The following is a 26,377-nucleotide window of genomic DNA, read 5'->3' as shown; positions in this document are numbered from 1 at the left end:
GGCTTGCGCTACCAGCGCGGCCGCCAATAAAAAGGCCCGGCGCCGCCGCGGGAAGCGGCGGGGCCGGGCCCCTGTATTTGCGACGGATTTGCTGCGGATTACTTCTCGGCGAACGCGCGCTCGACAACGAAGTCGCCAGGCGTCGAGGTATTGCCTTCCTTGAAGCCGCGCGCTTCCAGCATTTCCTTCAGGTCGCGCAGCATCTCCGAGCTGCCGCAGATCATCACGCGGTCTTCGGCCGGGTTCAATGCCGGTACGCCCAGGTCTTCGGCCAGCTTGCCGTTTTCGATCAGTTCCGTGATGCGGCCCATGTTGCGGAAGTCTTCGCGCGTCACGGTCGGGTAGTAGCGCAGCTTGTCGCTGACCATTTCGCCCAGGAACTCATGCTTCGGCAAATGCTCTTCCAGCAAGTCGTGGTAAGCCAGTTCATCGACCTGGCGCACGCCGTGCACGAGGATCAGCTGGTCGAAACGCTCGTAGATGTCCGGATCGCGCACGATGCTGAGGAAAGGCGCCAGGCCCGTGCCCGTCGACAGCATGTACAGGCGCTTGCCTGGCAGCAGGTAGTCGGACACCAGCGTGCCCGTCGGCTTGCGGCCGACGATGACGGTGTCGCCCACTTGCAAGTGCTGCAAACGCGACGTCAATGGACCGCCCGGCACCTTGATGCTGAAAAATTCCAGGTGGTCTTCGTAATTGGCGCTGGCGATACTGTAGGCGCGCAGCAATGGCTTGCCGTCGACGCGCAGGCCGATCATGGTGAAATGGCCATTCGAGAAACGCAGCGACGGGTCGCGCGTGGTGGTAAAGGAGAACAGGGTATCCGTCCAGTGGTGCACGCTTAAAACGCGCTCTTCATTCATCGAACTCATAGTATTTGTTGGCTGGTCAAAAAAATGGTTAGTTGCTGGCAACTGCTGGCAAAAGTGAAACCCTGTGTAGGCCCAGACGCTATTGTACCGGCCTCCACACGAAATTGTTACCGTCTATCGCCGCCAATGCTGCCGCACACGGTGCCAACATTATAGTGCGAATGGCAAGGCGGGGCTGGAATTGGCCCGGAAACGGGCCGCGGACATACGCTCTCTTGACCTGGCTCAGTTTTTTGCAGGGCGCGTCAAGACGCGGCCCGGCGCTGCCAGAACGGCGCATCGCGCCAGCGCTGCTCGGCGCCGTAGAAGCCGCGCCGCATCTGCAGATAGGTTTCAAACGCGGCGAAGACGCTGCGCCGGTAGCCCGCCGCCATGCCCCGGTCGCCAGACAGGAAGGCTTCCGCCACCCGCGCGGCATGAATGCCCGACGCCATGGCCTGGCCGATGCCCAGCGAGGAGATCGGGTCGAAGCAGGCGGCCGCGTCGCCCGCCGCCGTCCAGTTTTCATCGGCCGGCAGCGACGCCACGCGGCTGTGGATGGCGTAGTGGCGCAGGGCGCTTGGCGCGGGCAGGCGCGCCACGATATCGCGCACGTGGGAGGTGTCCGCGCCGGCCTCGCGCCAGGGCGCCGGCTCCTTCAGCCGCAGGCGCTTGAGGATGTCGGCATCCGTGATGAAGGCCAGCGCCACGCGCTCGCCGGGCAGGGGCGCCGCGTAATACCAGCCATGTTCCGTCGTTTCCACCAGGGTGCGGTGCGGCAGGAATTGCGGCTCTTCCAGCTGATAATAGGCATACAGCGCCACCAGCGAGTCTTCCGTGTGGATGGGACGCTTGCGCTGGCGCACGATGGCCGCCTGCTTGCCGCTGCAATCGATCAGGTAGCGGGCCGTCAGGTCCGTTTTCTGCCCCTCGCTCGCCACGCGCAGACGCCACGGCTCGCCATGTTCGAGCCGCACAAGCTGCGCCGGGCGCAACAGCTCCACGCCCGCCAGCCGCGCCTGTTCGAGCAGGATGGCGTCATATTGCCGGCGGTCCAGGTGCAAGCCGTGGCCGTGGCTGCTGAAGATGGCGTCGCGCGACATCAGCTCCGCGCTGCCCCACGCGGCCGCGTGGGAAAACGCGGGCAGCTGGGCGCCGTCCAGCAGGTCGCGGCCCACGCCGAGGAAGTCCAGCATCGAAAAGATGGACGACGATACCGTTTCGCCAGCCCGGTAATCGTCGAACAGCTGCTTTTCCAGCAAGGCGATGCGCAAGCCCGTGTAGCGGGCCAGGGTCAGGGCGGCGGCAGTGCCGGCGGCACCGCCGCCGACAATGACGACGTCGTAGTCGCGCGATGACGACGTGCTTGGCGTGACACTCAATGGGAAAACCGGCGCCGGTTGGCAGGCTGGATTTTCTTCGGCGTGTCATGCACGGCCACTTGCGCGCCGCCGCTGGCAAACAGCTGCGATGCCTTTTCGGGCGCCGTCTGCGGATCTTCATCCTTGAGGAACCAGGCGGGCAAGTAATTGGAATCGTCGCCCGTGATGAAGCTGCTGGCGTTGCCGACCCCGACGCTGGCGGCCACGAACTTGGCGTGATTGCGCTCCTTCTCGACAAAATACGGGTACTGGCGGCCCGACTCGGCATCCTGGTTCTGGTTCACGATGAAGCCCAGGTAATGCCAGGAGCTGATCATTTGCGAAAAACTGTTCATGCCGCGGCTGTACATCACTTGCATGCCGGCCGGCACGCCGGCAAGCGCCTGTTCTTCCTTGGTGGTGGCGCCGTTGATCACGTTCCACGGGCTTTGCGGCGGCCACCAGTAGGCGTAGTAGGTGGGCGGCACGGGGATGAGCGTGTCGGGATTCTTGACCAGGTCCGGATTGTCGAAGTTGATCATCTGCACGGAGCAGTCATAGAAGTCGGCCTGCCACGGGATGGCCATGCGCTTGGTCAGGTCGCCCGGTTCGCAGCCGGTGCCGACGGTCGGATCGTTCCAGTCCAGCGGTGCGCACTCGTCGCGGCCCGGCGACAGGCCGTTTTTTGCGTAGTCGGCATCCACGCGGTGCAGAATGGCGTACGGTTTCGCGTAGATGATGGGATTGCGCACGCTCCACGTCACTTCGATGCCCGGGCACATGGGTTCGCCCACGCAATTGCCGATGCCCGCCTGATCGAGCGGGTCAATGCCGGGCAAGGCCAGGCCCGGCGCGTTGGCGGCGAATTTGCCGGCTGCCCACTGCTGCAAGGCAAAGTATTGCGTATCGGTCAGCACGGAAAACTTGCTGATGACGTTGTTGCGCACGGAGTTGCTGCCCGAATTCAAGGGCACGAGAGGAATGCCCGCGGCGGGGTTCTCCGTGCTGGCTTCGCTGAACAATTGGCCGCCCTGGCCACCAGTGAATCCGGGCGCCTGTTCCTCCGTGCCGGGGCGGATGGCCGACGGTTTCCTGAAATAGCTGAAGAATTTTTCGCGCTGCGGCCGGTTCGCTTCCGACGCATCGGCCACGTCGAAGTTGGGGCGGATGAAGGCCGTCATCGACGGCACCGTCGCCACCCATTGATAATCGCCTATCCTGGCAAGGAAGGGCTGAATGTCCTGCGCGTAATTGACGACATAATCGGGATTCCAGCCATCGCTGCCGCTCCAGCGGGCCGTGTCGTAGGCCTCGGGCAGCGCGTTCTTGTATTTGATGGCCATGTCGGCCACGACGTCATCCCAGGTGGAAATGTTCACCAGCTCGGGCGCGAACTTCGGCGAGCCGATGACGACCCAGGCTTTCAGTTCCACGGACGGGCTGCCATCCGTGAAATGGATGGTCGCGCTGACGGGGCCGTCGCCCACGTCGTCATTCCACGTGTCGCCGCCGCCAAAGCCCGTGATGCTTTCGGAGCCGCCGGCGCGGCCATAGGCGCCGATCACCAGCAGGTTGCCGCGCGAATCCGTGCGCATTTCACCGAGCGTGCGCACCGGATAGCCTTGCGTGATGGCATGCGGATCGGGGAAGGACACGTGCGCATAGGAACCGGCGCCATCCTTGTCGAAATGGGCCTTGCCCAGCGGCGCATCGAGTGTGCGCGGTCCCGGATCGACGATCAGTTTTTGCCGGTCCGCATCTCCCTTGACGTTGTCATTGCGCAGATTGGTCCAGGACGTGGGCGTCAGCTTCCAGGCGGGGGGCGTATTTTCCCAGGTTTCATAGCTGTTGTAGGGGCCGAACATCAGGTCGCCCAGCAGGGGTATGAAGTTCCACCACGCTGCCTTCTTGTTTGCCACGTGCACTGTCCATTCGATCTTGGCAATGCTCGGGTCTTGCAGGTCGACCAAGACTTTTTCGCCGGGACGTCCCGCCACCGACTTGTAGATGCGGAAACTGGCGGCCTGGCGCCGCACGCGGCCGGCCGCATCCTTGAATTGGGCAACGTGGACGGGCTTGCCATCGACAAGCTGCGGATCGTTGTTGCTGTCGACTTCGATCGGCAGCCCGCCGATCGATTCCGGCGCCAGATAAAACGAATCATGACTGTTGCCCACGCGGGCAATGCCGATGGATGGGTGTATCGAGTACTGTTCCGTGCTGTTCATCAAGTTTTCCCCTGAAAGGTTGGCAATCCTGGTGGCATATCTGGCGGCAGCTACAGGGAAAGATACAGAGAAAAATTAGCAAAAAAGTCACCTATTGTCACTGGTCAACGATATTTGCCGGCGCTCTGATACCGCTCAAGTCAACGATTCGGGAATTTCCGGGCAGGCGCAGGCGTAACGGAGCAGGGTAGTGCCGCATGAGCTTGTATGATGTTGCTAAAAAGAACTATCACCAATCCACGCGGGTGCCACCGCCCGCCAGGATGCCTGTCCAGCAAAGGAAATCATGATGTATAAAACAGTGCGCGACCTGTTCCTGCATTTCAAGGAAGCCGTCCCATTCCGTCTCGTCCCCGCCCTGATCTGCACGGCCTTGCTGGTGAGCATGCTCTTGCTGCCGGCGCCAGAAGGCTTGACACCCAAGGCCTGGGGCCTGGTGGCGATTTTCCTTACCACGATTCTGGCGATCATCCTGAAAGTCATGCCGATCGGCGTGATGGCCATGATGGCCATCGTTATCGTGTCCTTGTCGCAAGTGACGTCGACTTCGTCCAAGGGCGCCATCACGGATGCGCTCAGCAGTTTTTCGAATCCATTGATCTGGCTGATCGTCGTGGCGATCCTGATTTCGCGCGGCCTGAAAAAGACAGGGCTGGGCAGCCGCATCGGCCTGCTGTTCATTTCCTTGCTGGGCAAGCGCACCATGGGCATCGGCTACGGCCTGGCCATTTGCGAACTGGTGCTGGCGCCATTTACGCCCAGTAACACGGCGCGCGGCGGCGGCATCGTCCACCCCGTCATGAAATCGATCGCCAACGCCTTCGATTCGGACCCGGCCAAGGGCACGGAAAAGAAGGTCGGCACGTATCTGGCCCTCGTCAACTACCACGCCAACCCGATCACGTCGGCCATGTTCCTCACGGCCACGGCACCCAACCCGCTGGTGGTCGACTTCGTGGCCAAGGCCAGCGGCCAGAGTTTCCACCTGACGTGGACCACCTGGGCCCTGTGCATGCTGCTGCCGGGCCTGGTCTGCCTGCTGGTGATGCCGCTGATTATCTACTGGCTGTCGCCGCCGGAACTCAAAGCCACGCCCGACGCCGTTACTTACGCCAAGGCGGAACTGAAAGGCATGGGCCCGCTGTCGCCGTCGGAAAAAGTCATGCTGGGCACCTTCGCCCTGTTGTTATTGCTTTGGGCCAACGTGCCGGCCATGCTGTTCGGCCCCGCGTTTTCGCTCGATGCGACGGTGGTCGCCTTTGTCGGCTTGTTCGTGCTGATCATCACGGGCACCATCGACTGGGACGATGTGCTGTCGGAAAAGAGCGCCTGGGACACTTTGGTGTGGTTCGGCGCGCTCGTCATGATGGCCGAGCAGCTGAACAAGACGGGCGTGATCGCCTGGTTCTCGGCCGGCATGAAGGCGGCCATCGTCGCCAGCGGCATGGACTGGCTGCCGATCGCCGGCGTGCTCGTGCTGGTGTTCGTCTTCTCGCATTATTTTTTCGCCAGCACGACGGCCCACATCAGCGCCATGCTGCTGGCCTTCCTGACGGTGGGCCTGCACCTGATCCCGGCCGAATACCACGTGCCCTTCATGCTGATGATGACGGCCGGCTCGGCCATCATGATGACCCTGACCCACTACGCGACGGGTACTTCGCCCATCATCTTCGGCAGCGGCTTCGTGACGATGGGCAACTGGTGGCGCGTCGGCTTTATCATGTGCGTGGTGGAACTGCTGATCTTTGCCGTCGTCGGCACGATGTGGTGGAAGTTGCTAGGTTACTGGTAGACGGCAAAACGGCTGCCTGCCTTTCACCCATGCATGCGCGGCAGCCACATGCCCATCGCGGCCACGGCGATGCCCAAGCTCATCGCCACCGTCAGCAGCGCCAGCACGGCCGCCATGCCCAGGCGCAGCATCGCATTGCCGCCATCGCGGCAGCGCAGATAGGCTTCCAGCACGGCCAGCGGCAGCAAATACTGGGCAAAGGCGAGAATGCTGAGGGCCGAACCCGTGAACGTCTGGGGATCGAAACCGGCCGGGCCGCCGTTGACGGCCAGCCAGCACATCAGCCCCACGCGGAAAAACCACACGCCGCTGACGGCCAGGAACAGGCGCAGCGCCCAGCGCCGGTGCGCCGCGATGTCGCCCCGCAGCACCTTCTTCAGGGCCAGGCCCGCAAAGACGAGGATCAGCACGGCATTGAGGCTGATGCCCAGGTGCTGCGTCGTATCGCCCACGGCGCCGCGCCACCACAGCATATATAGTCCGGACAAGGCGGCCAGCACGGCGCCGGACAGGTAGACCCTGCCGTTCCAGCGGTGCAAAGCGGGTAGATGACGGCGCACCTGCGGCACCAGTTGCAGCGCGCCGCCCAGCATGAGGATGGCCGCCAGCAGCAGGTGGATGCCGGTCGCCACGTTGCCCGCGCCATCGCCGGGCACGTGGCCATGCGACATGACGGCGTTCCAGCCAGGCAAATTTCCGCGCGCGGCGGTACCGCCATACAGGGCCACGATGTAGGCGGCAAAGAACAGCTGGCCGATGACGGTGGCGAGGAACCAGAAGCGGGCGGAGGCGGACAGCGCCCTCGCGGCCCATGGCGTGGAAGCGGCCTGGCGTGGCGCCGGAATGGCGTGCGCGGCGGAAGTTGCGGATGGCATGGCTGTCTCCTGGCAGTGTTAATCAGCCGTCAAGATAGCCAGCGGCGGTCTGCACGTGGCGGCAAGGCTGGCGCGCGTGCGACGAACGGCGGTTTTCAGGGCTTGAACGGCGGGCGTATCGCGGGTATCGTGGCGCCATGAGTTCCACGCCCGCCACCGTCCGCCGCATCAGCCCCATCTTGCCCACCGCGCGGCAGGCGCTCATCGTGACGGTGTTTACCTTGCTGCTGTCGTGGCTGCTGCATCTGTTCAGCGGCACGGCGTACCCGGCGGTGTTCGGCCGCATCGGCTTCCTGGGCGCCGCCTTGCTGCTGGCTTATTCGACGGCCGGCGCCTTGCGGCCGCGCTGGTTGTCCCTGTCCGCCGCGCGGGTGACCGCCGTGGTGTTGACGGCCCCGCTGGCCGCCCTGTTTCTCTTGCTGGCGACGCGGCCCGGCCAGTATTCCACGCCGATGGCGAAAACGGCCGACATCATCGGCCACGTCATCATGGTCGTGCTGGCCATCATCTTCGGCCTGCTGTTTTCCCTGCTGGCCATGCGCAGCGAGCGGCGCGAGCGCGAACGGGCCGACCGCCTGCAAATCGAGCTGACCCAGAACACCCTGGAACGCCAGCTGCTGGACGCGCGCCTGCGCCTGCTGCAGGCGCAGATCGAGCCGCACTTCCTGTTCAATACCTTGGCCAACGTCGAGGCGCTGGTGGCGTCCGGTTCGCCCGATGCGGGTCCCGTGCTGCGCCAGCTGATCGCCTATCTGCGCGCCGCCATGCCGCGTTTGGCCGATGAGGCCGCAACCCTGGGGCAGGAATTGCAGCTGGTGCGCGCCTACCTGGAACTGATGCAGATGCGCATGCCGGACCGTCTGCAGTTCGACGTGGCCACCATCCCGCAGTCGGCTACCTTGCGCTTTCCGCCGATGGCGCTGCTGACGCTGGTGGAAAACGCCGTGCGCCACGGCATCGATCCCGGTGTGGATGGCGGACGCATCGACGTTGGCGCCGCGCTGGACGTTGCCAGCGGCACGGCATGCGTGTGGGTCAGCGATACGGGAGTGGGCATGACCGAGACAGCGCAGCCAGGCACGGGCTTGCAAAACGTGCGCAGCCGCCTGCGGGCCGTGTATGGCGTTGGCGCTCGCCTGGAACTGCATGAAGTGGCGCCCCATGGCGTGCGCGCCGAACTGCACTTTAACTTTACCGGAGACATCGTTTGAAACCAGCTTCCGCCTTGATCGTGGACGACGAACCGCTGTTGCGCGAGCGCCTGCGCAGCCACCTGGCCAGCCTGTGGCCGGCCTTGTCCGTGATCGGCGATGCGCGCAACGGCGCCGAAGCGCTTGAATTGTTTGAGCTGCATCAACCTGACATTGTCTTTCTCGACATCCGCATGCCGGGCATCGATGGCATCGCCACGGCGCGCGCGCTGGCGCGCCGCGCGCAACTCGTGTTCGTCACGGCGTATGACCAGTACGCATTGCAGGCGTTCGAGCAGGGTGCCATCGATTATCTGGTGAAACCCGTCGATCCGACGCGCCTGGCCGACACGGTGCAGCGATTGCAACGCCAGCTGCCAGGCCCGCTGGCCGATGGCGGCGCGTTCGACGCCGTGCTGGACCAGCTGGCCCTGCGTCTGGGCGGCCGCACCGCGCCGCCCGCCTCGTTGCAATGGATCAAGGCCTCGGTCGGCAACAGCGTGCGCCTGATTCCCGTCGAGCAAGTGCGTTATCTGCGGGCCGAAGAGAAATACACGCTGGTGGCATGGGAAGAGGGCGAAGCCCTGATACGCAAGAGCATCAAGGAACTGGGCGAAGAACTGGACCCGGTCCGCTTCGTGCAGACGCACCGATCCGTCATCGTCAACCTGGCGTATGTCAGCCAGGTAACGCGGGGAGTAAATGAAACGGCGCAGCTGCATTTGCGCGGCAGCGATGAAACCTTGCCCGTCAGCCGCAGCTATCTGCACCATTTCAGGCAAATGTGAGTCAGGACACGGGCAGTTGCACCACGACCTTGCCCCGCGCGCGGCCCTGCGCCAGGTAAGCCAGCGCCTGTTTCGCCTCAAGAAAAGGAAACACACTGTCGATGACGGGGCGGATGGTTCCCGCCTCGATCAGGCCGGCGATCTGCGCCAGCTGGCTGCCGTCGGGCCGCACGAAGTGGAAGGCATAGCTGGCGCCGCGCCGCTGCGCCAGGCCGATGATCTTGCGGCTGAGCATACCAAACACGAGTTTCAGCACCACGTTCATGCCGCGCGCGCGGGCAAATGCGGCGTCCGGCGGGCCGACCAGCGACACGACGCGGCTGCCGGGCTTGACGATGTGCAAGGCTTTTTCCAGGCCGTCGCCGCGCACCGTGCCCAGCACGGCGTCGTAATCGCGCAGTACGTCCTCGAACGGCTGTTTCTTGTAGTCGATGACCTCATCGGCGCCCAGGCCGCGCACCAGTTCCACGTTCGCCGTGCTGGTGGTGGTGCCCACGCGGGCGCCCAGATGCTTGGCCAGCTGGATGGCAAACGTGCCGATGCCGCCGGAACCGGCCGGGATGAACACTTTCTGGCCCGGCTTCAGTTGCATGCGTTCATGCATGGCTTGCCACGCCGTCAGGCCCACCATGGGAATCGACGCCGCCTGCACGAAATCGAGATTCGCCGGTTTGAGGGCGGCCGCCTGCTCGGGCACGATGGCAAATTCGGCCAGGCTGCCGTGCGGCGTGTCGAAAATGCTCGCATACACGGCGTCGCCCACTGTGAAGCGCGTGACGCCGCTGCCGACGGCCACGACCACGCCGGCCAGGTCGCTGCCCAGGGTGGCCGGCAAGCGCGTTTTCAAGATCGGCTTGAAGTCGCCCTTGGGGATCAGGTTGTCGATGGGGTTCAGGCCCACCGCGTGCACCCGCACCAGCAATTCGCCGGGGCCGGGCTTGGGGCGGGGCAGTTCCGCAAACGCGGCATAATCGAGGCCGCCGTATTGTTTGAGTTGCAAAGCTTGCATGATGTTCTCTCTGAAGACTGAAAAGGCGCCGGCGCTCAGGCCAGGCGCAGGTCCTTGCGCAAGCCGGCGTCCAGCAGCGCGGCCGGCATGAAACGGCGCATCAGGCGCAAGCGCGCCGCCAGCGGCCCGGCCGTGTAGCGCAATTTCGGCTGGTTTGCCTGCGCCGCCGCCAATATGGTGTCGGCCACGATGGCCGGGTCGTCGGCGCCGGCCATCAGCGCTTGCAGGCGGCTTGTGACGGCCGCGCTCACTTGCCGGTAGGCGGACAGCGGGGTATCGGGCGCCAGCAGATTGGCTTCGAACGTGGTTTTCGTGTAAGCCGGTTCGATGACGCTGGCGCGGATGCCCCAGCCGCGCACTTCATGGTCGAGCGATTCAGTGTAGGCCTCGATCGCGTGCTTGGTGGCAGAATACAGTGCGCCATAGGGCATGGGCAAAAAGCCCACGACGGAGCCGATATTGAGGATGCGCCCGCCGCCCTGGGCTCGCATGTGCGGCAGCACGGCCAGGGTCATGCGCAGCACGCCATAGAAATTCGTGTCGAAGATGGCTTGCGCCTGCGCCACGCTGCTTTCCTCGGCGCCGGCCGGGGCCACGCCGAAACCGGCGTTATTCACCAGCAGGTCGATGCGGCCTTCGCGCTGTATTACCTCTGCCACGGCGGCAGCGACGGACGCATCGCTGGTGACGTCGAGCGCCAGCATCGCATGGCCGGCTGCGGCCGCTTGTGCGCCGCGGCGGCTGGTGCCGTACACCGTGTAGCCCGCTTGCGCCAGGCGCCGGGCCGTGGCCGCGCCGATGCCGGACGAGGCGCCGGTGACGAGGGCAATCTTCTTGTTTTTCATGACAGTTCTTTCAGTAGTTGACAGCGTTGGATATAAAATATGACGATTATCATATTGTTGTTTCAAAAAAAGCCCGGGACGGATCAAGGCCACGGGCGGTGCGGCTAGCCTGGTGTCTGAAACTGCGCCAGGGTGGCCGCGCACAGCGCGTCCGACAGGGCCGGCTCGTCCACGGCGCGCGCGAGGATGGTGGTGCCGATCATGGCGCACACCGTTGCCATCGCTTGCGCGTGGGCTTCGGGCTGGCCCCAGTTCGGCAACTGGCGCGCGAACAGGTCGATCATTTCCTTGATATGGATGGTGGCGGCGCGCCGCACCTCGGGCGCCTGGCGCGGCATTTCGGACCCCAGCGCCGACACGGGGCAACCTACCTCGATGGCGGCGATGTGTTCGGGCGACAGATACGCGGCCAGCATGGCTTGCAGCGCCTGGCCGGGCGGGGCGGCGGCGGCCACCCTGGCCGCCAGCGCCACGGCTTCGGCGCCCGCGCGGTCGCCCGCTTCGGCCAGCAGCGCGTCGCGCGAGGCGAAGTGCGCATAAAAGCCGCCATGCGTCAGGCCCGCTTCCTTCATGATGTCGGCCACGCCCGTGCCCGCATAGCCGCTGCGGCGGATGGCGCGCGTGGCCACCTCGACGATGCGTTCGTGGGTGGCTTCCTTGCGGCTTTGCACCGACAGTTTTTTGGATGAGTTCTGCATGACGATCATCATATCGTAATTTTCAACAGCGTGCACGCGAGGCGTTCCGGGCATCTCAGAACAGCCCGGCCGTCCAGTCGGTGAATGCCCGCATCGCCGGGGAAAGAAAGCGCTGATGGGGGTAGAGCAGCGATACGGGCACGGGCGCCGGCCGCCTGTCGGCCAGTACCTCGACCAATGCCCCGGTCTGTAAATGATCGGCCACCAGAATTTCGGCCAGCTGCATCAAGCCATGGCCGGCCAGGCCCAGCTCGATATACAGCCCCGTCTCGTTGACGGCGACCGTGCCGGGGAGGGGAACGGCGACGTTGACGCCCTCGTCCATGAAATGCAGCTCGCTGCCCCGTCGCGGCGTGCTGGAAAAGTAGTGGACGGCCCGGTGTCCCGGCAAATCCTCCAGGGTTGCGGGAATACCGTGTTCGGCCAGGTAGGTGGGCGCCGCGCAGGTGATCCAGCGCAGCTCGCCCAGGCGGCGTGCGACCAGGGTCGAGTCTTCCAGGCTGCCGGTGCGGATGACGCAATCGACGCCTTCCTGTATCAAGTCCACCTGGCGGTCATTGACGCCGATCATCAGGTAGATGTCTGGGTAGCGCTGCTGGAAGTGCGCCAGCTGCGGCAGGATCACGGCATGGGCGATGCCGCCAGGCATATCCACGCGCAAGCGTCCCTGCGGGCGCTCGCTGGAACCTTGCAGGCCCGCTTCGGTGTCGGCGATCAGGTCCAGTATCTCTCTGCAACGGTGAAAGTAGCGTTCGCCTTCCGGTGTCAGGCTGAGGTTTCTCGTGGAACGGTTCAGCAGGCGCGTCTGCAAATGTTTTTCCAGCCGCTTGATGATGCCGGTGACCGACGACGCGGGCAGGCCCAGGGTCTCCGCCGCGCGCACAAAACTCCTGCTCTCGACCACGCGGAGGAATACCTGCATTGCTTGTACGCGGTCCATGTCTTGTCTTCGTAGCAGTAGGGGAAACGGCACTATAACCCAAGATTATTCGGATTTTTGGCATGCTGAAAACGCCGGGCCCTACTTTTTCCCCGTGCTGGCCTGCCCTAGACTGCGTGCAAGCCATTATCTGCAACAGGAGTCGAGCATGTTTGAACAAGACCAACTACTGGCGCCACTGGCCCCACTGGCCCCACTGGCCCCAGCTCCCCGCAAGATGCTGATCCGGGGCGCCACCATCATCAGCATGGATGGCAAGGTCGGCAACTTGCCCAGGGGCGACATCCTCATTGCCGACGGCGTCATCGCCGCCATCGGCCAGAACCTGCAAGCCGACGATGCGGAAGTGATCGATGCCGCGCAGATGATCGCCATTCCGGGCATGGTCGATACCCATCGCCACTCCTGGGAAGGCCAGCTGCGCCGCATCAACCCGAATGCGGCAACGCTCGAGGACTATTGCAACGCCACGCATTTCTTGTTTGCCAAATACTACCGGCCGCGCGACATCTACGTGGGCAATCTGCTCACGGCCCTGGGCTGCATCGACGCCGGCATCACGACCGTGATCGACAACTCCCACAACAGCCGCACGGGGGCACACGCCGACGCGGCGGTCGAAGCGCTGCTCGATGCGGGCATCCGCGCCGTGCATGCATCGGGGGCGCCCGTCTCGGGCGAGTGGGACAAGGCGCATTGGCCAGGCAACCTGGCGCGCCTGCAGGAAAAATATTTCAGCGATCCCGACCGCCTGGTGACTCTGGCCATGATGGCGCAGCTGGAACCGGAGCAGTGGGCCGTCGCACGTCAATTGGGTATACCCATCGTGACCGAGTTTTTTGGCGGTGGCATGGCGGCCGAGCTGGAAAGCCTGCACCGGCAGGGGCTGCTCGGTAGCGACAATATCTTCAACCACTGCACCTGCCTGCCGGATTCGGGCTGGCGCATCTTGCGCGAGGCGGGCGTGCGCGTCAATGTATGCCCGCGTTCGGATGCCCACTATGGTATCGAGGATGGCATGAACGCCTGGCAGGCGGCGTACCAGCACGGCATACGCCCTGGCTTGAGTGTCGACAACGAGACTTCGTATAGCGGCGACATGTTCATGGAAATGCGCGTGGCGTTCTACCTGCAACGGGTCATGGGGCAACGCCAGGGACATCGCCATGCACCGGCGCCCACCGATGCGTTCCGCTTGCTGGAAGCCGCCACGATCGACGGCGCCGCGGTGGCGGGGCTGGAACAGCGCATCGGGAGTTTGGCGCCAGGCAAGCAGGCCGACCTGGTGCTGATACGCACCGGCGACCTCAATGTATATCCTGTCAATAACGCCATCGGTACCGTCGTGCATGCGGCTGAGCGCAGCAATATCGATACCGTCATCATTGGCGGGCGCGTGCGCAAACGGGGCGGCATCGTGCTGGGCGTCGATCAGGCCAGGCTGCGCGCCGCGATCGACGAGTCCTGTGGCCACCTGTTCAGTGCCGCCGGCTACCAGCCCGATCTGTTTGCCCAGTCGTTCGCACCGATCCACCACGCGTAGGCAGCGCCCGCTGGACGCTGCCCGTGCCGCGACTGCAGTATCAGGCCAGCTTGCGCTTGCCTGCGGAAACGCGGTTCCAGCCATAGCCGGCGACGATGATGGCCAGGATGGCCGCCTGCGCGAGCAGGGTTTCCATGGTCGGCAGGATGCCCAGCAGGTCGATGCGCATGAAGTCGACGGGGGTGACGCCGATCCAGCCCGCTTCCTGCAGCGCGGCCACGCCTTTGCCCATCAGGATTACGGCCAGCACGGCCACGAAGGCGGACGTCCACGAGAAGAACTTGCCGATCGGCATGCGAGCGCTCGTGCGCAGCAAGGCCCAGGCGATCACGACCAGCAGCACGATGGCCACGAGGAAGCCGCCCAGCAGGGCGCCGCCATTGCCGTCCGCCGCCAGGGCGGAATAGAACAGCACGGTTTCAAACACTTCGCGGTAGACGGCGATGAAGGCCAGGGCGAACAGGCCCCAGGCGGAGCGGCGGCTCATCGCGGCCGTGAGTTTCTCGTGCAAATATTCCTGCCAGCGGCCGGCGCTGCTCTTCTGGTGCATCCACAAGCCCACGCTGAGCAGGACGAGGGCCGCGAACACGGAACCGAGTCCTTCGCTTACTTCCCGGCTGGCGCCGCTGATGGTGACCAGGTATGTTGCCGCCACCCACGTCAGGCCGCCCGCCACCAGCGCGCTGGCCCAGCCCGCATGCACGTAGGGCAGCACGTCGTTGCGCTTGGCCTTGCGCAGGAAGGCGATGATGCCGATCACGATCAGCAGCGCTTCCACGCCTTCGCGCAGCAAGATCGTCAGGGCGCCGATAAAAGTGGTCATCGGGTCGGCCTTGGCGTCGCCCAGTTCCGCTTCCACGTGGGTAAACAGTTGCTGCAGTTTTTCACCGGCCGCTTCCGCGTCGGCCACCGTGCCCTTGGCCACGGCGGAGCGGTAAGCGAGCATGGCGTTTTCCACGGCCAGCAGCAGGGATTTGTTACGCGCGCCCACCATCGGCTCGATCGGCTCGAAGCCGTCCAGGTAGGCGGACAGGCCCAGGCGCGTTGCGCCAGCGCGGTCGCCCGCGCGCATGGCGGCCAGACTTTCGGCCAGGCGCAGACGCGACAGGGACAGGCCGGCCGGCTTGTGCGCCTCGGCCTTGTCGGCATGGCTGCGCAAATACGCCGTCAAGGCTTGCGCCTCGTCCGCGCCCAGCTTGGCGGCAACGGCTTCCTGCGTCAGGGTCGTCACGGCGGCCAGGTCCGCGTACAGTTTTTTGCTGCGCGGATCGTCCTGCCACAGCTTTTCGCCGCGCGCCCTGGCCGCCGCATCGTGCGACATGCCGCCGATATAGAAGGCCAGGTCCCAGCGCTCGTTGTCGGACAGCTGGCCGAAACTGGCCATCGAGGTGCCGGCCACGCCTTGCGAGATGACCTGGTACAGCGCCATCAGGCTGCGCGACTGCGCCCGTTCGCCATCCGTGAAGGCGATCGGTTTCGGCTCCAGGCTGGCCGCCAGCGGACCGTCGCCGCCGCCCGCCACGCCGTGGCAAGACGCGCACTGGGCCGCATACAGGGCCGCGCCGCGCGCCAGGTTGGGCAGCGCTTTCGGCGCCACGGGAATCGGGTAGGCCGCGATCAGCAAGCCGTTCGCGTGGTGCGCCAGGCGCTTGACTTCCACGCTGTCCGCCTTGGCGACGACGGCTTTGCGCAGGTCGGCGATGGCGGCGGCAATGGCCGCTTGCGAGGCGTGGGCGGGCAGGGCGGCGATCTGCGTCGTCGCGTTATCCGTAAAATCGAGCATTTCCGCGTATTCCGCTTCGCTGACCACCTTGCCGTGCTCGACGGCGCCGCTGTAATCGACGGCAACGTAGTCAATCAATTGCCACAATTGCTTGGCGCCGGCGCCCTGGTCGGCCGCTTGCGCCTGCGCGCCACCGGCCAGCAACAGGCTGGCGGCCACGAGCGGATAGCAGACGAGCCATTTCTTGATAGAACTGAACATGATTCTCATTCTCATTTGTCGTTAACCCGGCGACTATAGGACAGACCGCGCGGGGTGTCAACGGCGCACGGGCAAGCACGGGCGCAAATAGCGGGGGAGCTCTGTCATACTTGCCTGCTTATCCTGTCAATGAGTTTTGAGGAGCCTTATGTTCATTGTCCTTTTGCATTACGTTCAACCGCTGGCAGCCATCGAGGCTCACATTGAGGAGCATCGCAGTTTTCTTGATCGCCACTATGCGGCGGGTCGTTTTTTAGCGTCCGGTCCCCAGATGCCGCGAACAGGAGGTGTCATCCTCGTGAAAGGCCTGAGCCGGGAGGAATTGGATGGCGTGCTTGCAGAGGATCCCTTCCATCGGGAGCAGATCGCAACTTACCAAGTCATTCAATTCAACCCGAACAAGTTTGGTGTTGGTGTCGAGGCTATTTTGGGCTGAGCGACAGCAATTGAGCTGCAGCGTGCCCTGGCCGATATGGCTGACCAGATGCGGAGAGGCTCTAGAAAGGGGCGGGGAGCCAAGGCTACTGGCCGGACGCCGGCTTCGCGTACAGCCCCCTGGCCAGGCCATTGTCCGCATCGTCGACTTTCAGACCGCCTTCGACAACGCGCAAGGCCAGCTTCTGGAACGCCTGGCTCCTGAGCCATTGCGGGTCGGTGACGGCGAACGCGGCGATGCGTTCCTGCGCGCGCTCGGGCGGTACGGCCAGCCATTGATAGTCCGTTTTTGAACCCTGGCGGCGCAAGCCGGCGCGAACCCAGCGTTCCGACGCCGGCATGCGGACGATGGCGTCGCCGTTCGCCACGCTGACGGCTGTGGCCGTCTTGCCGCTTTGCGCTTCGAATTTCACCTCCACGCCGGCCATCGGCCCCACTTTGGGGAAGCCGACGATGGCTACCCACAGCCCCGCTTCGGCGGCTTTCTGGATACGCATTTCCGATTCCTCGAACACGCGGAACTGCGGCTCCTTGTCGCCATGATTGCCCGCCACCAGGGTCACCGTGTCGCCGGCAACGCGCCACTCGCCGCTCGCTTGCTGGTCGGTATTGCCATAACTGAGCATCCATTCGAACGTGCCATCCTTTTTCAGCAGCAGTTCTGAGCCTACTTCCGTGACGCCTTGCAGATAATAGTGTCCGGGCAGCGTGGACGCGGCCGGTTCGGCCGCGCTGGCCGGAATGAAGAAGGCGAGGGCGGCGCAGGCCAGCAGGCCGGAGAGGGATTGCATCATCGGTGTGTCCTCGCTATGTCTTTATGAATAGTCATCATAGCAACATCAATCCATTGCCGTCGCGCACCAGGACACACCCTGCAGCCGGCGTGCCGGTCAGTTGGCGCTGAAATCGAGCACCACGCGTGCGGCGACCTTGCCATGCTCCAGGCGGCTGAAGATCTCGTTGATGGCCGACAGCGGTTGCAATTCCACGTCGGCCTTGACCTTGCCCGTGGCGGCAAAGGCGAGCGCCTCGGCCATGTCCTGGCGCGTGCCCACGAAGGAGCCGCGTATCGTCACGCAATTGGCGACGACGTCGAACAGCGGCGTCGGGAAGTCGCCCGGCGGCAAGCCCACGAGCACGCAGGTGCCGCGCTTGCGCGTCATCGCCACGCCTTGCTGGAAGGCGTCGATCGACGGCGCCGTGATCAGCACGCCGTGGGCGCCGCCCCCGGTCGCTTCGCGCAAGGCCGCCACCGGGTCGCCCTGGCGCGCATTGATGGTTACTTCGGCGCCGAGGGCGCGGGCGTGCTCCAGCTTGCCGTCGTCGATGTCGACGGCCGCCACGCGCAAGCCCATGGCCAGCGCATATTCGATGGCCAGATGCCCCAGTCCGCCGATGCCGGACACGGCCAGCCACTCGCCCGGCCGCGCGCCCGTTTCCTTGATGCCCTTGTAGCTGGTCACGCCAGCGCAGATGATGGGCGCCGCCTGCACGGCGGACAGACCCGCCGGGATATGCGCGACATAGCGCGGGTCGGCCAGGATGTACTCGGCGAAGCCGCCATTCTTGGTGTAGCCGCCGAACTGCGCCTCGGCGCACACGGTTTCCCAGGCGGCCAGGCAATGTTCGCAATGGCCGCAAGCCGAGTACAGCCAGGGCACGCCGACCCGGTCGCCCAGCTGCACTTCCGTCACGCCCGTGCCCACGGCCACCACCAGGCCGATGCCTTCGTGGCCGGGAATGAACGGCGGCGACGGCTTGACGGGCCAGTCGCCGCGCGCCGCATGCAAGTCCGTGTGGCAGACGCCGCACGCTTCCGTCTTGACGAGGATCTGTCCTGGACCGGGTACCGGCACGGGCACCTCGCGCAGCACCAGCGGCTGGCCCAGTTGCTCGACAACGGCGGCTTTCATTGTAGTGGGTGTCATGGTATTCCTTATGAAGTGGGGATGGCGTAGTGCAGGGCCAAGCCATGGTCTGCTCGACATAGGCTTGCGTATGATCATATTCTGCTGCACACGATACGAAAATTGATTGATCCACATCAACATATACGGGAAGGGGTGGCATGTGCTCAGGCTCAAAACAGGCTTACATTAATTCCATAATTCGACTATTATGGAATTATTGAAAAGGAAAACCACCATGCATGACTTGCCCAACATCAGCGCCGCCCATCTCGACACGCCGACCCTCGACAAACTTGCGCCGCCGACGGTGGCCACGCATGCGCCGCGCATCCTCTTGCTGTACGGCTCGCTGCGTGAACGCTCGTTCAGCCGCTTGCTGACTTTGGAAGCGGCGCGGCTGCTGCAGCATTTCGGCGCCGAGACGCGAGTGTTCGACCCGCACGGCTTGCCCATGGTCGACAGCGTCAGCCCAGACCATCCCAAGGTGCAGGAACTGCGCGCGCTGTCGCTGTGGTCGGAAGGCCAGGTCTGGTGCAGCCCTGAACGCCATGGCGCCGTGACGGGCGTATTCAAGTCGCAGATCGACTGGCTGCCGCTGGAAATGGGCAGCGTGCGTCCCACGCAGGGGCGGACCCTGGCCGTGATGCAAGTGTCGGGCGGCTCGCAATCGTTCAACGCCGTCAACGGCTTGCGCGTGCTGGGCCGCTGGATGCGCATGGTGACGATCCCGAACCAGTCGTCCGTTGCCAAGGCCTACCAGGAGTTCGACGAGAACGACCGCATGAAGCCGTCGCCATACTACGACCGTCTCGTCGACGTCATGGAAGAACTGTATAAATTCACCCTGGTCGTGCGCGACCGCTCCGATTACCTGACCAGCCGCTACAGCGAGCGCAAGGAATCCATGCCGGTTGACGTGCGCGCACTTGCCGCGGCAGCCATGGAGCACGAGACGCCGGCCGAGTAGGCTGTCAATGGCTTATTGGTAATGGCTTCGGGGCATATAGCGCGCTTTGAAATTCCGGCACGTATTCATATTTCATCATCTTCCCCAGCTTCAAGGATTTGAGATAGGTGGAGAAGCTGCCGTCGCCCAGTTGCAGGTCGACCGCATCCGCACTCGTGCTCGATGCGTGGCTCAGCAGGCGGGAAATGGCATAGCCATACGTCAGCTTGCCGGCCCCATCCTGGTTGGTGAAGCTGTTGCTCACCACATCGGCCGTGTGCGACAGGTCGCCCAGTTTTTTGCCTGCAAAAACCAAATCGAGCTTGCCCGTTGCGCTATCCATGACTTCAAAGGAAACGCTTGCGTCAGTTTCCTTCACCTCGATACCGGTCAGCCACTTGGGCAGATTGTAGCCAATCACGCCACGCACCCTGGCCAGTTCCGTGTTGACGGGAAGCTTGAGCACATAGCCCCAGAAATCCTTGGACAGCGACTGGCCCAGCAAGGTAAACGGGCCGGAACTGGCGCTGCCGGGCTTGTTGGTCACAATCGCCAATGACACTTCATTGTAGCTGTCGTTGTCGCAGTACTCATACGCATAGGCCGTCAACGCCACCGCGCCCCGGCCTGGCCACACTTGCAGCGGCTGGACTTGCTTCAGTATGTTTTCCGGCATCAGCGCCTTCAGACGCGCCAAGTCGGCCGTAAAGACGGCCGTGATCTTGCGGTTCTTGTAATAAAAATTCGGTGTATACGAGTCAAAACCGATGGACACCTTTTCTTTTTGCATGCCTTTGAACCAGCTCAGGTCAAGCTCCGGCGCTTCCGATGCGATGACGGATAAAGGCGGGTTCGAGCGAAAGCGCTCATACAGGCCGCCGGCGGCAACCGGGACGGCATGTCCCGCGATATCGATGATGACCTGCCTGCTCTCGACGGCATGTTCAGCCCGGGACGGGCTTGCGGCCATACTCAGCATCAATCCGGATACCGCCACGGCAATTTTCATGTTCATTGCTTGCACCTTCCATGTTTGATTGGGGAAAATTCCATTAAAAGCCGCTATGCATCCGGCGGCGATACTGCCGGTTCAGGATGGCGGTGTCCCATTGCTGTATCAAGAGCGCGAGGGCAGGCGCCACGTTGGGCCGGGTATGCTTGCCCTGGCTCAGGCGCCGCAGCTGATATTTCACCATCGCCATATAGGCGATGGATGAGAGCACCTTGTTTTTCCACGTAATGGCCCGGAGCAAGGGGCTTGCCGCTTGATTGGAAAGCCATGCTTTTGGCAGTTGCGGATCAATGGCCAGCGCCGTTCCCATGCCCACCATGGCAATGCCGCTGTCCAGCACTTGTTGCACCACCTGATAGCGGCGGATGCCGCCCGTCACCATGATGGGCATCTTGGCCACCGTGGCGATATCCTTGGCGAACTCCAGGAAATAGGCTTCGCGGGCCAGGGTGCGGCCGTCGCGGGTCTGACCGTGCATGGCAGGGGCTTCATAACTGCCGCCGGACAATTCAATCAGGTCCACGCCCAGGGTATTGAGCATGGAAACCACCTGCTTGGCCTCTTCCGAACTGAAGCCGCCTTTCTGGAAATCCGCCGAATTGAGCTTCACGGCAACGGCAAAGCCTTTGCCAACGGCTTGCCGCACTTCGTCGACGACGTCGACCAGCAGCCGCGCGCGGTTTTCCAGCGAACCACCCCAGCGGTCAGTGCGCTGATGCTGCCTGGGAGACCCTACGAGGTGGCTGTCTCGCCGACCATGGTGAAGGCGCTAATGGTTCACAGCGCGCAGATCAATTCTCCCGACCGCGACATTGCCCAGCGCCGATATTTCGGCGCTGGCTTGCCAGGCGATCCGGGTGTCGTGTTATATGATTCCGACTCCAGCTTCACTATGCTATTCGAACTGGACATTATCGATAGCATGAAATGGCGCAAGGCACCGTATCCAATTCCGCCATCGCTACTATACGAGGGGAAATTTCGCGGTGAAGTGATCATCACTGCCGTCTATTCGCCGCCGCTCGATCCCTCGGCAGGTGCCGAATACGTGCGCTTCAATGTCGACGTCGGGTTTGGCACCTTCACAGCCAATCCCGGAGGAGAACCCCACTTCAAAGGTTGTGTGCCGGCGCTGGGCGAACTTGGCACGACAGGTCTCGAGGAAGCTCAAGTCGAACACGGCGGGAAATGGTCCCCCGTTAAGATCTATAGGCGACGATTTCCCAAGGGCATGGCGGGCGAAACATGGGGTTTGCAAGCGACGTTATTGCGCCGGGCTTTCGAGCCGCAGCTTGCGCAGCCGCTGCGTGTCGTCATCGCGGTGACGCTCCGGGCATTGGATGACAACCCGAATATCTACGGCGAGGGAAGGAGACTGCTCGCCGCCAGCAACTGGATCAGCCAAGATCTTTCGCAGCGCGTCGATATTCCAGTGCGTACCTAGAGACTGAATCTGCTCTTGTCCGTGACGGGCTATTCAGCCTCTATGATTGCGCGCGATACGGACGAACACCGTGTTTTCGCGCGCGAAAGTCGGCTTATGTTCGCTTCGTGCCGTGCCGATGCGCCCCACCGTCGTCCGCGATGAAAACAACTAACGGCGTCGCCGTAAGCGACTGACGAATTTTGTATAAGCCGGCTTGGGCGGGTTCCGCTCGGCTCTCAGAATGTTTTTTATATGGACAGGCACTCTTCGTACGGCATAGACCTGCCCATTAAGCCGAACAACACAATCCATAAAATGTTTACCAATGTATGAGGTATGTTCGCGCACGCTTAGTAATCGCATCCCCATTTGCCGATGCCCCAAGTCACCAATGCCATCGGCCTCTTGTCCAGCGTTGCGAACCGTCCACTCGACTGTCGCATAGTCTGGAATGACGTGCGGGTTCTTAATCCGGAAATCCAGCCAACAATCCTTGCCTACGTTGGGGACTTCGTTCTCGTACGATGCGTGGGCCACTTTGCTGTTGCCGAGGTAGACAGTGATCACGACGTCGGGGATTTGCATAACAGCTCGGCCTGAGGCTTCCTCTTGCATTTCGACAGCCTCAACATCTGGCAAAGGCATAAGAAACGAAAAAGGCTCTGACCAAATTAGGGCAGCTGCGGCTTCATCTGCGGCATCGACGGCACGTGCAGCCGCATCCTCAAGGGATTGTAGGCTGCTAAGGAATGCATCCCAAGCGTCAGCAGACATGCGATTGAGATCTTCGTTCTCGTCGACCGGATTACGCACTTGGCATGAAGCGAAGAGCCGCTTGTGGATACGGACGATAACATCAACCAAGGCGTCTTCGTCGTCCCGAAGCGCAAGCAACCGGTCGACCCATGCATCCTGGTATGCCTGAGTTACTACCACCGTAAGCAGGATTGAAGACGGCCGTGACTCCGGCGTCTCTACGAAAGCAACAGCAGCCCATCCCTTTAAGTACCGAATAAGCCTGCGAAGCTGTTCTCGCGCGCTACCCGATGCGGCGTCCTTGAACCATTTGTAGATAGGTTTTGGGTCACTTTTTTCCCAAGTATTGCTCAAAGTGGCGAGCTGCCGCCTGTCGGTTGACGGATCGAGATGGTAGACAGGCGTGTCGATGTGAAACTGCATTTTATACACGGCTCTCGAGCATCGCTCTTTTGCAGGGGCCTCTATTTTACGGACATCACTACACTCGTCCGCATAACCAAGCAGTTCAGTCTGAACCCATGTGCGAAGCTGCTCCGGAGCTGGAAATGCCTCACCATCTTTTTTTTCCCACTTGAAATAGATGCCCACATCGACATCGTACTCTTCATCAATGTGAACAGGCCGGATTAGCGTGCCGTATTTGTACGATCCTTGAAGCCAGGTGGATATCGGATAGCCAGACTCTTCTTGTAGGTTGGGACACACATAGTCACGCATATCGTTCCACTGCTGTTGCAGAAACTCGCGCTGCTCAACGGTTGGGGTGACGCGGTTGATGAGTGAGTCAGAGGCGTTACCACTGAAAAGATGCGCAGCTTTGGCCATATTAGTCTTTAATGATTCGCAAGTAAGGAGTGTGGGCGAGAAAGGGCAGTAGTTTCGTGTGCATGATGTCGGTCACGGCCTTTTTCGCCAAGCTAATCAACGTCGACCGCGCACTTTCTGTGGCGATATCGAGCCCCAGTTCCTCCGCTTGTTCATGCGAGGGCTCGCGATCAATTCGAAGGTAGCGCTCACCAAGGCGATGAGCTACTACCTGGCCAATGAACTGCTGCTGTGCTGAAATCATGACAGAAAGTAGTCTTGCGTCATCCATCCATGTGCCGATCCCAAAATTGCGGCCGGCTGAATGGGCGACTGAATAGGACCTCGTCGTGGTCCCGATGCTTAATATATGTACTGAACTGGAAGGAACCCCAAAATAATGCTCAGCTTCATGAAGAGCGATCTGGTCCGGAGCGTTTGCAAATAGTCCGCCATCGGCGTAACGGTCGCCTCCTATCTCGGCTAATTCGAAAAAAGTTGGTGCTGCTGACGTCGCAAGCGCGACGTCTACAACCTTCAGCTTACTATCGCGCTGCCACTCCGACTTGTGCCGTGTTTTGAAGACCTGTGGACTCCCTTGTGTAAGGTTGACGGCTGGAATTGCGAGGGGATGGATTGCCTCGCCTAGAAGCGTATCCGGCGGTATTAGTGCCTCAACAGCGGCACGCAGGGGCGAACTTGAGTATCGCGGTTTTCCAAGGTGCCTTGCTAGGTCGATTTTTTTTAAAATACTACCTTCCGGTGCGCGTCGATCGGTAGGAAAGATTAATGCCCCCCTCGATTCGAATACCTCGACAACCTTCGACATAGGTATCTCAAACGCCGCCGCAATCGCCACTATTCCACCGATTGACGTACCGCAGATGAGATCGAAGCTTCGTCCTATTGGTTTCCCAGTGGTGTATTCCATGCTAGCAAGGGCTTGCGCGGAGAACAGGCCACGGTAACCTCCACCTGTAAGTGCTAAAGCATGAAATTCTTGCTTTCCAGGCCATTCATTGGAATTATCTGCCATAGGTCGCCTAATTCTTGAATGTTTAAATATACACCACTATTTCCTTGTATACATCCTCTTGGTTCGGGTGTCTGAACCATATTTTGCGCCGGCGACGAATGAAGGGCATACCGATCACGAGGGAATCACAAAATTCCGAGATCGTGTGCGCCGTCGCGCGAGCGCGACAAATTCATCTAATGCGTCATCAATGTCCGCCGGCACAGGACGCTCTCCGGCTTTAGTCGTCAAGACACTGCGTGTACTGCAAGAATCAATCGAACACGTAAACGCTTTCCCAATACACGCATGAAATGGCTATCCGTTCGCTACTATGAAAATTTCGGGGATGATCGAATTGGTGCCCTGATTAATTCCACCAAGGCCTGCCCGGTATAAGGCATGGTTGTGCTTAAAAAGCGATGCCCGGGCCAAGCTGTCGCAGTCCCAATATTTTGGTCGGTCGGATGGGCCGCCTTGGCAAAAGTATGGTGCAGCCAGTGCGGTGAAGCCCGCTCGGGTTGACCTACAGAGAAAACATGCTGGACCGCGAACTTGCATTAAAACACTGGAAAGCCTTTTCTCGAAAACTTGGTAAGCATAAACAATTTCATTATGTGGCGGTCATTGAAGAACAGGCCCGTGGCGCCTTGCATTTTCATGTGGCCGTCGCGCGACAAATGTATGCGCTGCTGCGCTCCATCTGGCAACGCATCCTGGGGCGTGGCCCGAACGGCGAGCAGTTGGGCCAAGTCCACGTCCGCAACCCGCACCGTTTCGGCTTTGGTGTGGCCGGGGCGCACAAGATCGCCAGCTATATAGCGAAATACTGCGGTAAGGAAACGCAGTGCAGGACGCTCGACCAGAAACGCTACTTCCGCTCCAGGGGCATCGTGGTGCCGGAAGTCGATGTATGGCGGGTGCCGTTTTGTACAAACATGCTGCGCGCTGCGCAGGTCGCATTTCAGGCGCTTTCCGGCCATTGCATGGACGGCTTGCAGACCTGGTGCAACAACAATCTCGGCGTCGTGTACCTGGCGACCGCACCGGGATTGCCACAAGTGGTGGACGATTGTCCCTTCTGACAGTTACTCCACCTTGATTGACGGGGAGGAGGGGCGTGATATGGCAAATTTTGACGCTAATTCACTGCGGATACTTGAGCAGATAGAGGATGAGTTCCGCAATCAGTACTGGATCATTCGCAACTCCAGGCGGACAAATTGGCGGGCAGTCAACAGGACTAGGATGCTTGGCGATTTTATGTATATGCTTGGCGTCCCGAAATGGGCGGTTCAACAGGCTAGGTACTGCCTAAGGTTGCGCGTTTGTGAGCGGTGCTATGGGGGTGATATTCGCTGTCATAGCTTCACTAAGCGTGTTGCGCGCGGGGATTTTGATAAGCAAGGATAGTTTGCATTACAAGAAGCTTTTTCAGTAGACGATATATTTGCATATTTTTATGGGCATCTTCCAAATAGTGTGGCAATATTTGACTTTAACCAAAATTTATCTAAGGAGCTTGAATGGCAAACCCACGAGTATTTATAAGCTCCACTTGCTATGACTTAGCAGAGGAAAGGGATGGATTAAGCGAATTCTGTGAGGAATTTGGTTTTGACACTACTCTCAGTGAACGTGGTGATGTTTTTTATCATCCAGATTTACATACTCACTTGAGCTGCATAAGGGAGACCTCAAATTGTCAAATGTTTATATTAATAATAGGTGGGCGCTTTGGCGGAAAATACAAAGTAGATCCTGGAAAATCCATTACAAATGCAGAATATGCTGCAGCCATTGAAAATGGTAGCCCTACTTTTGCTTTTGTAAAGCAGGATGTTTTAAATGATCACAATGTATGGCAACGAAATAAGGCATTCGCATTTGCAAAAGATATTGTTTATCCATCCATAGAGAAACAGGAGTATGCAGAAGATATATTTAAATTTATAGATGCGGT

23 protein-coding genes and 1 pseudogene are annotated in these 26,377 nt (G+C 61.5%); 9 read left to right on the top strand and 15 right to left on the bottom strand.

Annotated features, from left to right (window positions below; translation table 11 throughout):
- Positions 1 to 98: 98 nt before the first annotated feature.
- From ASN89_RS24375 to lodA, 3 genes are all read right to left on the bottom strand, one after another.
- Entirely contained in the window at positions 99 to 872 is a 774-nt protein-coding gene (locus tag ASN89_RS24375; protein ID WP_058051074.1) for a ferredoxin--NADP reductase, read from the bottom strand.
- Between the two features lie 245 nt (positions 873 to 1,117).
- Positions 1,118 to 2,233, bottom strand: a complete 1,116-nt coding sequence (locus tag ASN89_RS24370) for a tryptophan 7-halogenase (RefSeq protein ID WP_058051073.1) — start codon at positions 2,231 to 2,233, stop codon at positions 1,118 to 1,120.
- Complete coding sequence (lodA, locus tag ASN89_RS24365; RefSeq protein WP_058051072.1) at positions 2,230 to 4,440, bottom strand: CTQ-dependent lysine 6-oxidase LodA; 2,211 nt, start codon at positions 4,438 to 4,440, stop codon at positions 2,230 to 2,232. Before lodA ends, ASN89_RS24370 begins: the two co-directional genes overlap by 4 nt.
- 289 nt (positions 4,441 to 4,729) lie before the next feature.
- Here lodA and ASN89_RS24360 point away from each other — a divergent pair, with 289 nt between their 5' ends.
- Positions 4,730 to 6,235 (top strand): anion permease, encoded by a 1,506-nt coding sequence (locus tag ASN89_RS24360; RefSeq protein WP_058051071.1) that lies wholly within the window; start codon positions 4,730 to 4,732, stop codon positions 6,233 to 6,235.
- Between the two features lie 23 nt (positions 6,236 to 6,258).
- Here ASN89_RS24360 and ASN89_RS24355 read toward each other — a convergent pair whose 3' ends face one another.
- Positions 6,259 to 7,110, bottom strand: a complete 852-nt coding sequence (locus ASN89_RS24355; RefSeq protein WP_058051070.1) for a DUF2306 domain-containing protein — start codon at positions 7,108 to 7,110, stop codon at positions 6,259 to 6,261.
- Positions 7,111 to 7,247: 137 nt separating this feature from the next.
- On the opposite strand from ASN89_RS24355, the gene ASN89_RS24350 reads away from it, so the two are divergent.
- Both ASN89_RS24350 and ASN89_RS24345 read left to right on the top strand, forming a co-directional pair.
- Positions 7,248 to 8,321, top strand: coding sequence for a sensor histidine kinase (locus tag ASN89_RS24350; protein ID WP_058051069.1), 1,074 nt, complete (start codon positions 7,248 to 7,250; stop codon positions 8,319 to 8,321).
- Entirely contained in the window at positions 8,318 to 9,088 is a 771-nt protein-coding gene (locus ASN89_RS24345) for a LytR/AlgR family response regulator transcription factor (RefSeq protein WP_058051068.1), read from the top strand. The genes ASN89_RS24350 and ASN89_RS24345 overlap by 4 nt, the downstream gene beginning before the upstream one ends.
- Position 9,089: 1 nt before the next feature.
- Here ASN89_RS24345 and ASN89_RS24340 read toward each other — a convergent pair whose 3' ends face one another.
- The 4 genes from ASN89_RS24340 to ASN89_RS24325 form a co-directional block, all read right to left on the bottom strand.
- On the bottom strand, positions 9,090 to 10,097 hold the full coding sequence (locus ASN89_RS24340) for an NADP-dependent oxidoreductase (protein ID WP_058051067.1): 1,008 nt from the start codon (positions 10,095 to 10,097) through the stop codon (positions 9,090 to 9,092).
- Positions 10,098 to 10,132: 35 nt separating this feature from the next.
- Complete coding sequence (locus ASN89_RS24335) at positions 10,133 to 10,942, bottom strand: oxidoreductase (protein WP_058051066.1); 810 nt, start codon at positions 10,940 to 10,942, stop codon at positions 10,133 to 10,135.
- A 104-nt stretch (positions 10,943 to 11,046) separates the two neighbouring features.
- Entirely contained in the window at positions 11,047 to 11,652 is a 606-nt protein-coding gene (locus ASN89_RS24330) for a TetR/AcrR family transcriptional regulator (RefSeq protein WP_058051065.1), read from the bottom strand.
- 43 nt (positions 11,653 to 11,695) lie between these two features.
- A complete protein-coding gene (locus ASN89_RS24325; protein ID WP_058051064.1) occupies positions 11,696 to 12,580 on the bottom strand; it encodes a LysR family transcriptional regulator in 885 nt (294 codons plus the stop codon).
- A gap of 148 nt (positions 12,581 to 12,728) precedes the next feature.
- Here ASN89_RS24325 and ASN89_RS24320 point away from each other — a divergent pair, with 148 nt between their 5' ends.
- The gene (locus ASN89_RS24320) at positions 12,729 to 14,123 is read left to right on the top strand and encodes an amidohydrolase family protein (protein ID WP_058051063.1); all 1,395 of its coding nucleotides are present in this window, start codon (positions 12,729 to 12,731) and stop codon (positions 14,121 to 14,123) included.
- Between the two features lie 40 nt (positions 14,124 to 14,163).
- On the opposite strand, the gene ASN89_RS24315 is transcribed toward ASN89_RS24320, so the two are convergent.
- Positions 14,164 to 16,107: a cytochrome c/FTR1 family iron permease gene (locus ASN89_RS24315; protein ID WP_200969121.1), complete on the bottom strand. Its 1,944-nt coding sequence runs from the start codon at positions 16,105 to 16,107 to the stop codon at positions 14,164 to 14,166.
- Between the two features lie 148 nt (positions 16,108 to 16,255).
- Here ASN89_RS24315 and ASN89_RS24310 point away from each other — a divergent pair, with 148 nt between their 5' ends.
- Entirely contained in the window at positions 16,256 to 16,543 is a 288-nt protein-coding gene (locus ASN89_RS24310) for a YciI family protein (RefSeq protein ID WP_046683549.1), read from the top strand.
- An 85-nt stretch (positions 16,544 to 16,628) separates the two neighbouring features.
- Here the strand turns inward: ASN89_RS24310 and ASN89_RS29210 are convergent, their stop codons facing one another.
- Both ASN89_RS29210 and ASN89_RS24300 read right to left on the bottom strand, forming a co-directional pair.
- Positions 16,629 to 17,336 carry a hypothetical protein gene (locus ASN89_RS29210; RefSeq protein WP_058051061.1) on the bottom strand — a complete coding sequence of 236 codons (708 nt, stop codon included), beginning with the start codon at positions 17,334 to 17,336 and terminating at the stop codon, positions 16,629 to 16,631.
- Positions 17,337 to 17,432: 96 nt separating this feature from the next.
- On the bottom strand, positions 17,433 to 18,470 hold the full coding sequence (locus ASN89_RS24300; RefSeq protein WP_058051060.1) for a zinc-dependent alcohol dehydrogenase: 1,038 nt from the start codon (positions 18,468 to 18,470) through the stop codon (positions 17,433 to 17,435).
- Positions 18,471 to 18,687: 217 nt separating this feature from the next.
- Here ASN89_RS24300 and arsH point away from each other — a divergent pair, with 217 nt between their 5' ends.
- Entirely contained in the window at positions 18,688 to 19,419 is a 732-nt protein-coding gene (gene arsH / locus ASN89_RS24295; RefSeq protein WP_058051059.1) for an arsenical resistance protein ArsH, read from the top strand.
- A gap of 4 nt (positions 19,420 to 19,423) precedes the next feature.
- On the opposite strand, the gene ASN89_RS24290 is transcribed toward arsH, so the two are convergent.
- Positions 19,424 to 20,413: an acetoacetate decarboxylase (ADC) gene (locus ASN89_RS24290; protein WP_235502066.1), complete on the bottom strand. Its 990-nt coding sequence runs from the start codon at positions 20,411 to 20,413 to the stop codon at positions 19,424 to 19,426.
- A 37-nt stretch (positions 20,414 to 20,450) separates the two neighbouring features.
- A pseudogene (locus ASN89_RS24285) lies at positions 20,451 to 21,140 on the bottom strand (HisA/HisF-related TIM barrel protein); the annotation flags it as partial.
- Between ASN89_RS24285 and ASN89_RS24280 the strand changes: the two are divergent.
- Positions 21,048 to 21,854 (top strand): hypothetical protein, encoded by an 807-nt coding sequence (locus ASN89_RS24280; RefSeq protein WP_152988672.1) that lies wholly within the window; start codon positions 21,048 to 21,050, stop codon positions 21,852 to 21,854. The pseudogene ASN89_RS24285 and the gene ASN89_RS24280 sit on opposite strands and share 93 nt — an antisense overlap.
- Before the next feature lie 150 nt (positions 21,855 to 22,004).
- Here ASN89_RS24280 and ASN89_RS24275 read toward each other — a convergent pair whose 3' ends face one another.
- Together ASN89_RS24275 and ASN89_RS24270 are read right to left on the bottom strand one after the other, a co-directional pair.
- Positions 22,005 to 23,420: a CBASS cGAMP synthase gene (locus tag ASN89_RS24275; RefSeq protein ID WP_058051057.1), complete on the bottom strand. Its 1,416-nt coding sequence runs from the start codon at positions 23,418 to 23,420 to the stop codon at positions 22,005 to 22,007.
- 1 nt (position 23,421) lies between these two features.
- Entirely contained in the window at positions 23,422 to 24,435 is a 1,014-nt protein-coding gene (locus ASN89_RS24270) for a CBASS cGAMP-activated phospholipase (protein WP_082654734.1), read from the bottom strand.
- Positions 24,436 to 24,953: 518 nt separating this feature from the next.
- On the opposite strand from ASN89_RS24270, the gene ASN89_RS24265 reads away from it, so the two are divergent.
- On the top strand, positions 24,954 to 25,499 hold the full coding sequence (locus ASN89_RS24265; protein WP_152988671.1) for a hypothetical protein: 546 nt from the start codon (positions 24,954 to 24,956) through the stop codon (positions 25,497 to 25,499).
- A 441-nt stretch (positions 25,500 to 25,940) separates the two neighbouring features.
- The coding region (locus ASN89_RS28815) for a DUF4062 domain-containing protein (protein WP_152988670.1) at positions 25,941 to 26,377 on the top strand (437 nt) is incomplete at its 3' end.

It is taken from the genome of Janthinobacterium sp. Ant5-2-1 (assembly GCF_001445815.1).
GTDB classification, from domain to species: domain Bacteria; phylum Pseudomonadota; class Gammaproteobacteria; order Burkholderiales; family Burkholderiaceae_D; genus Janthinobacterium; species Janthinobacterium lividum_E.
The sequence above is the reverse complement of the archived record's forward strand: the minus strand, read 5'-3'. Positions and strand labels throughout refer to the sequence as shown.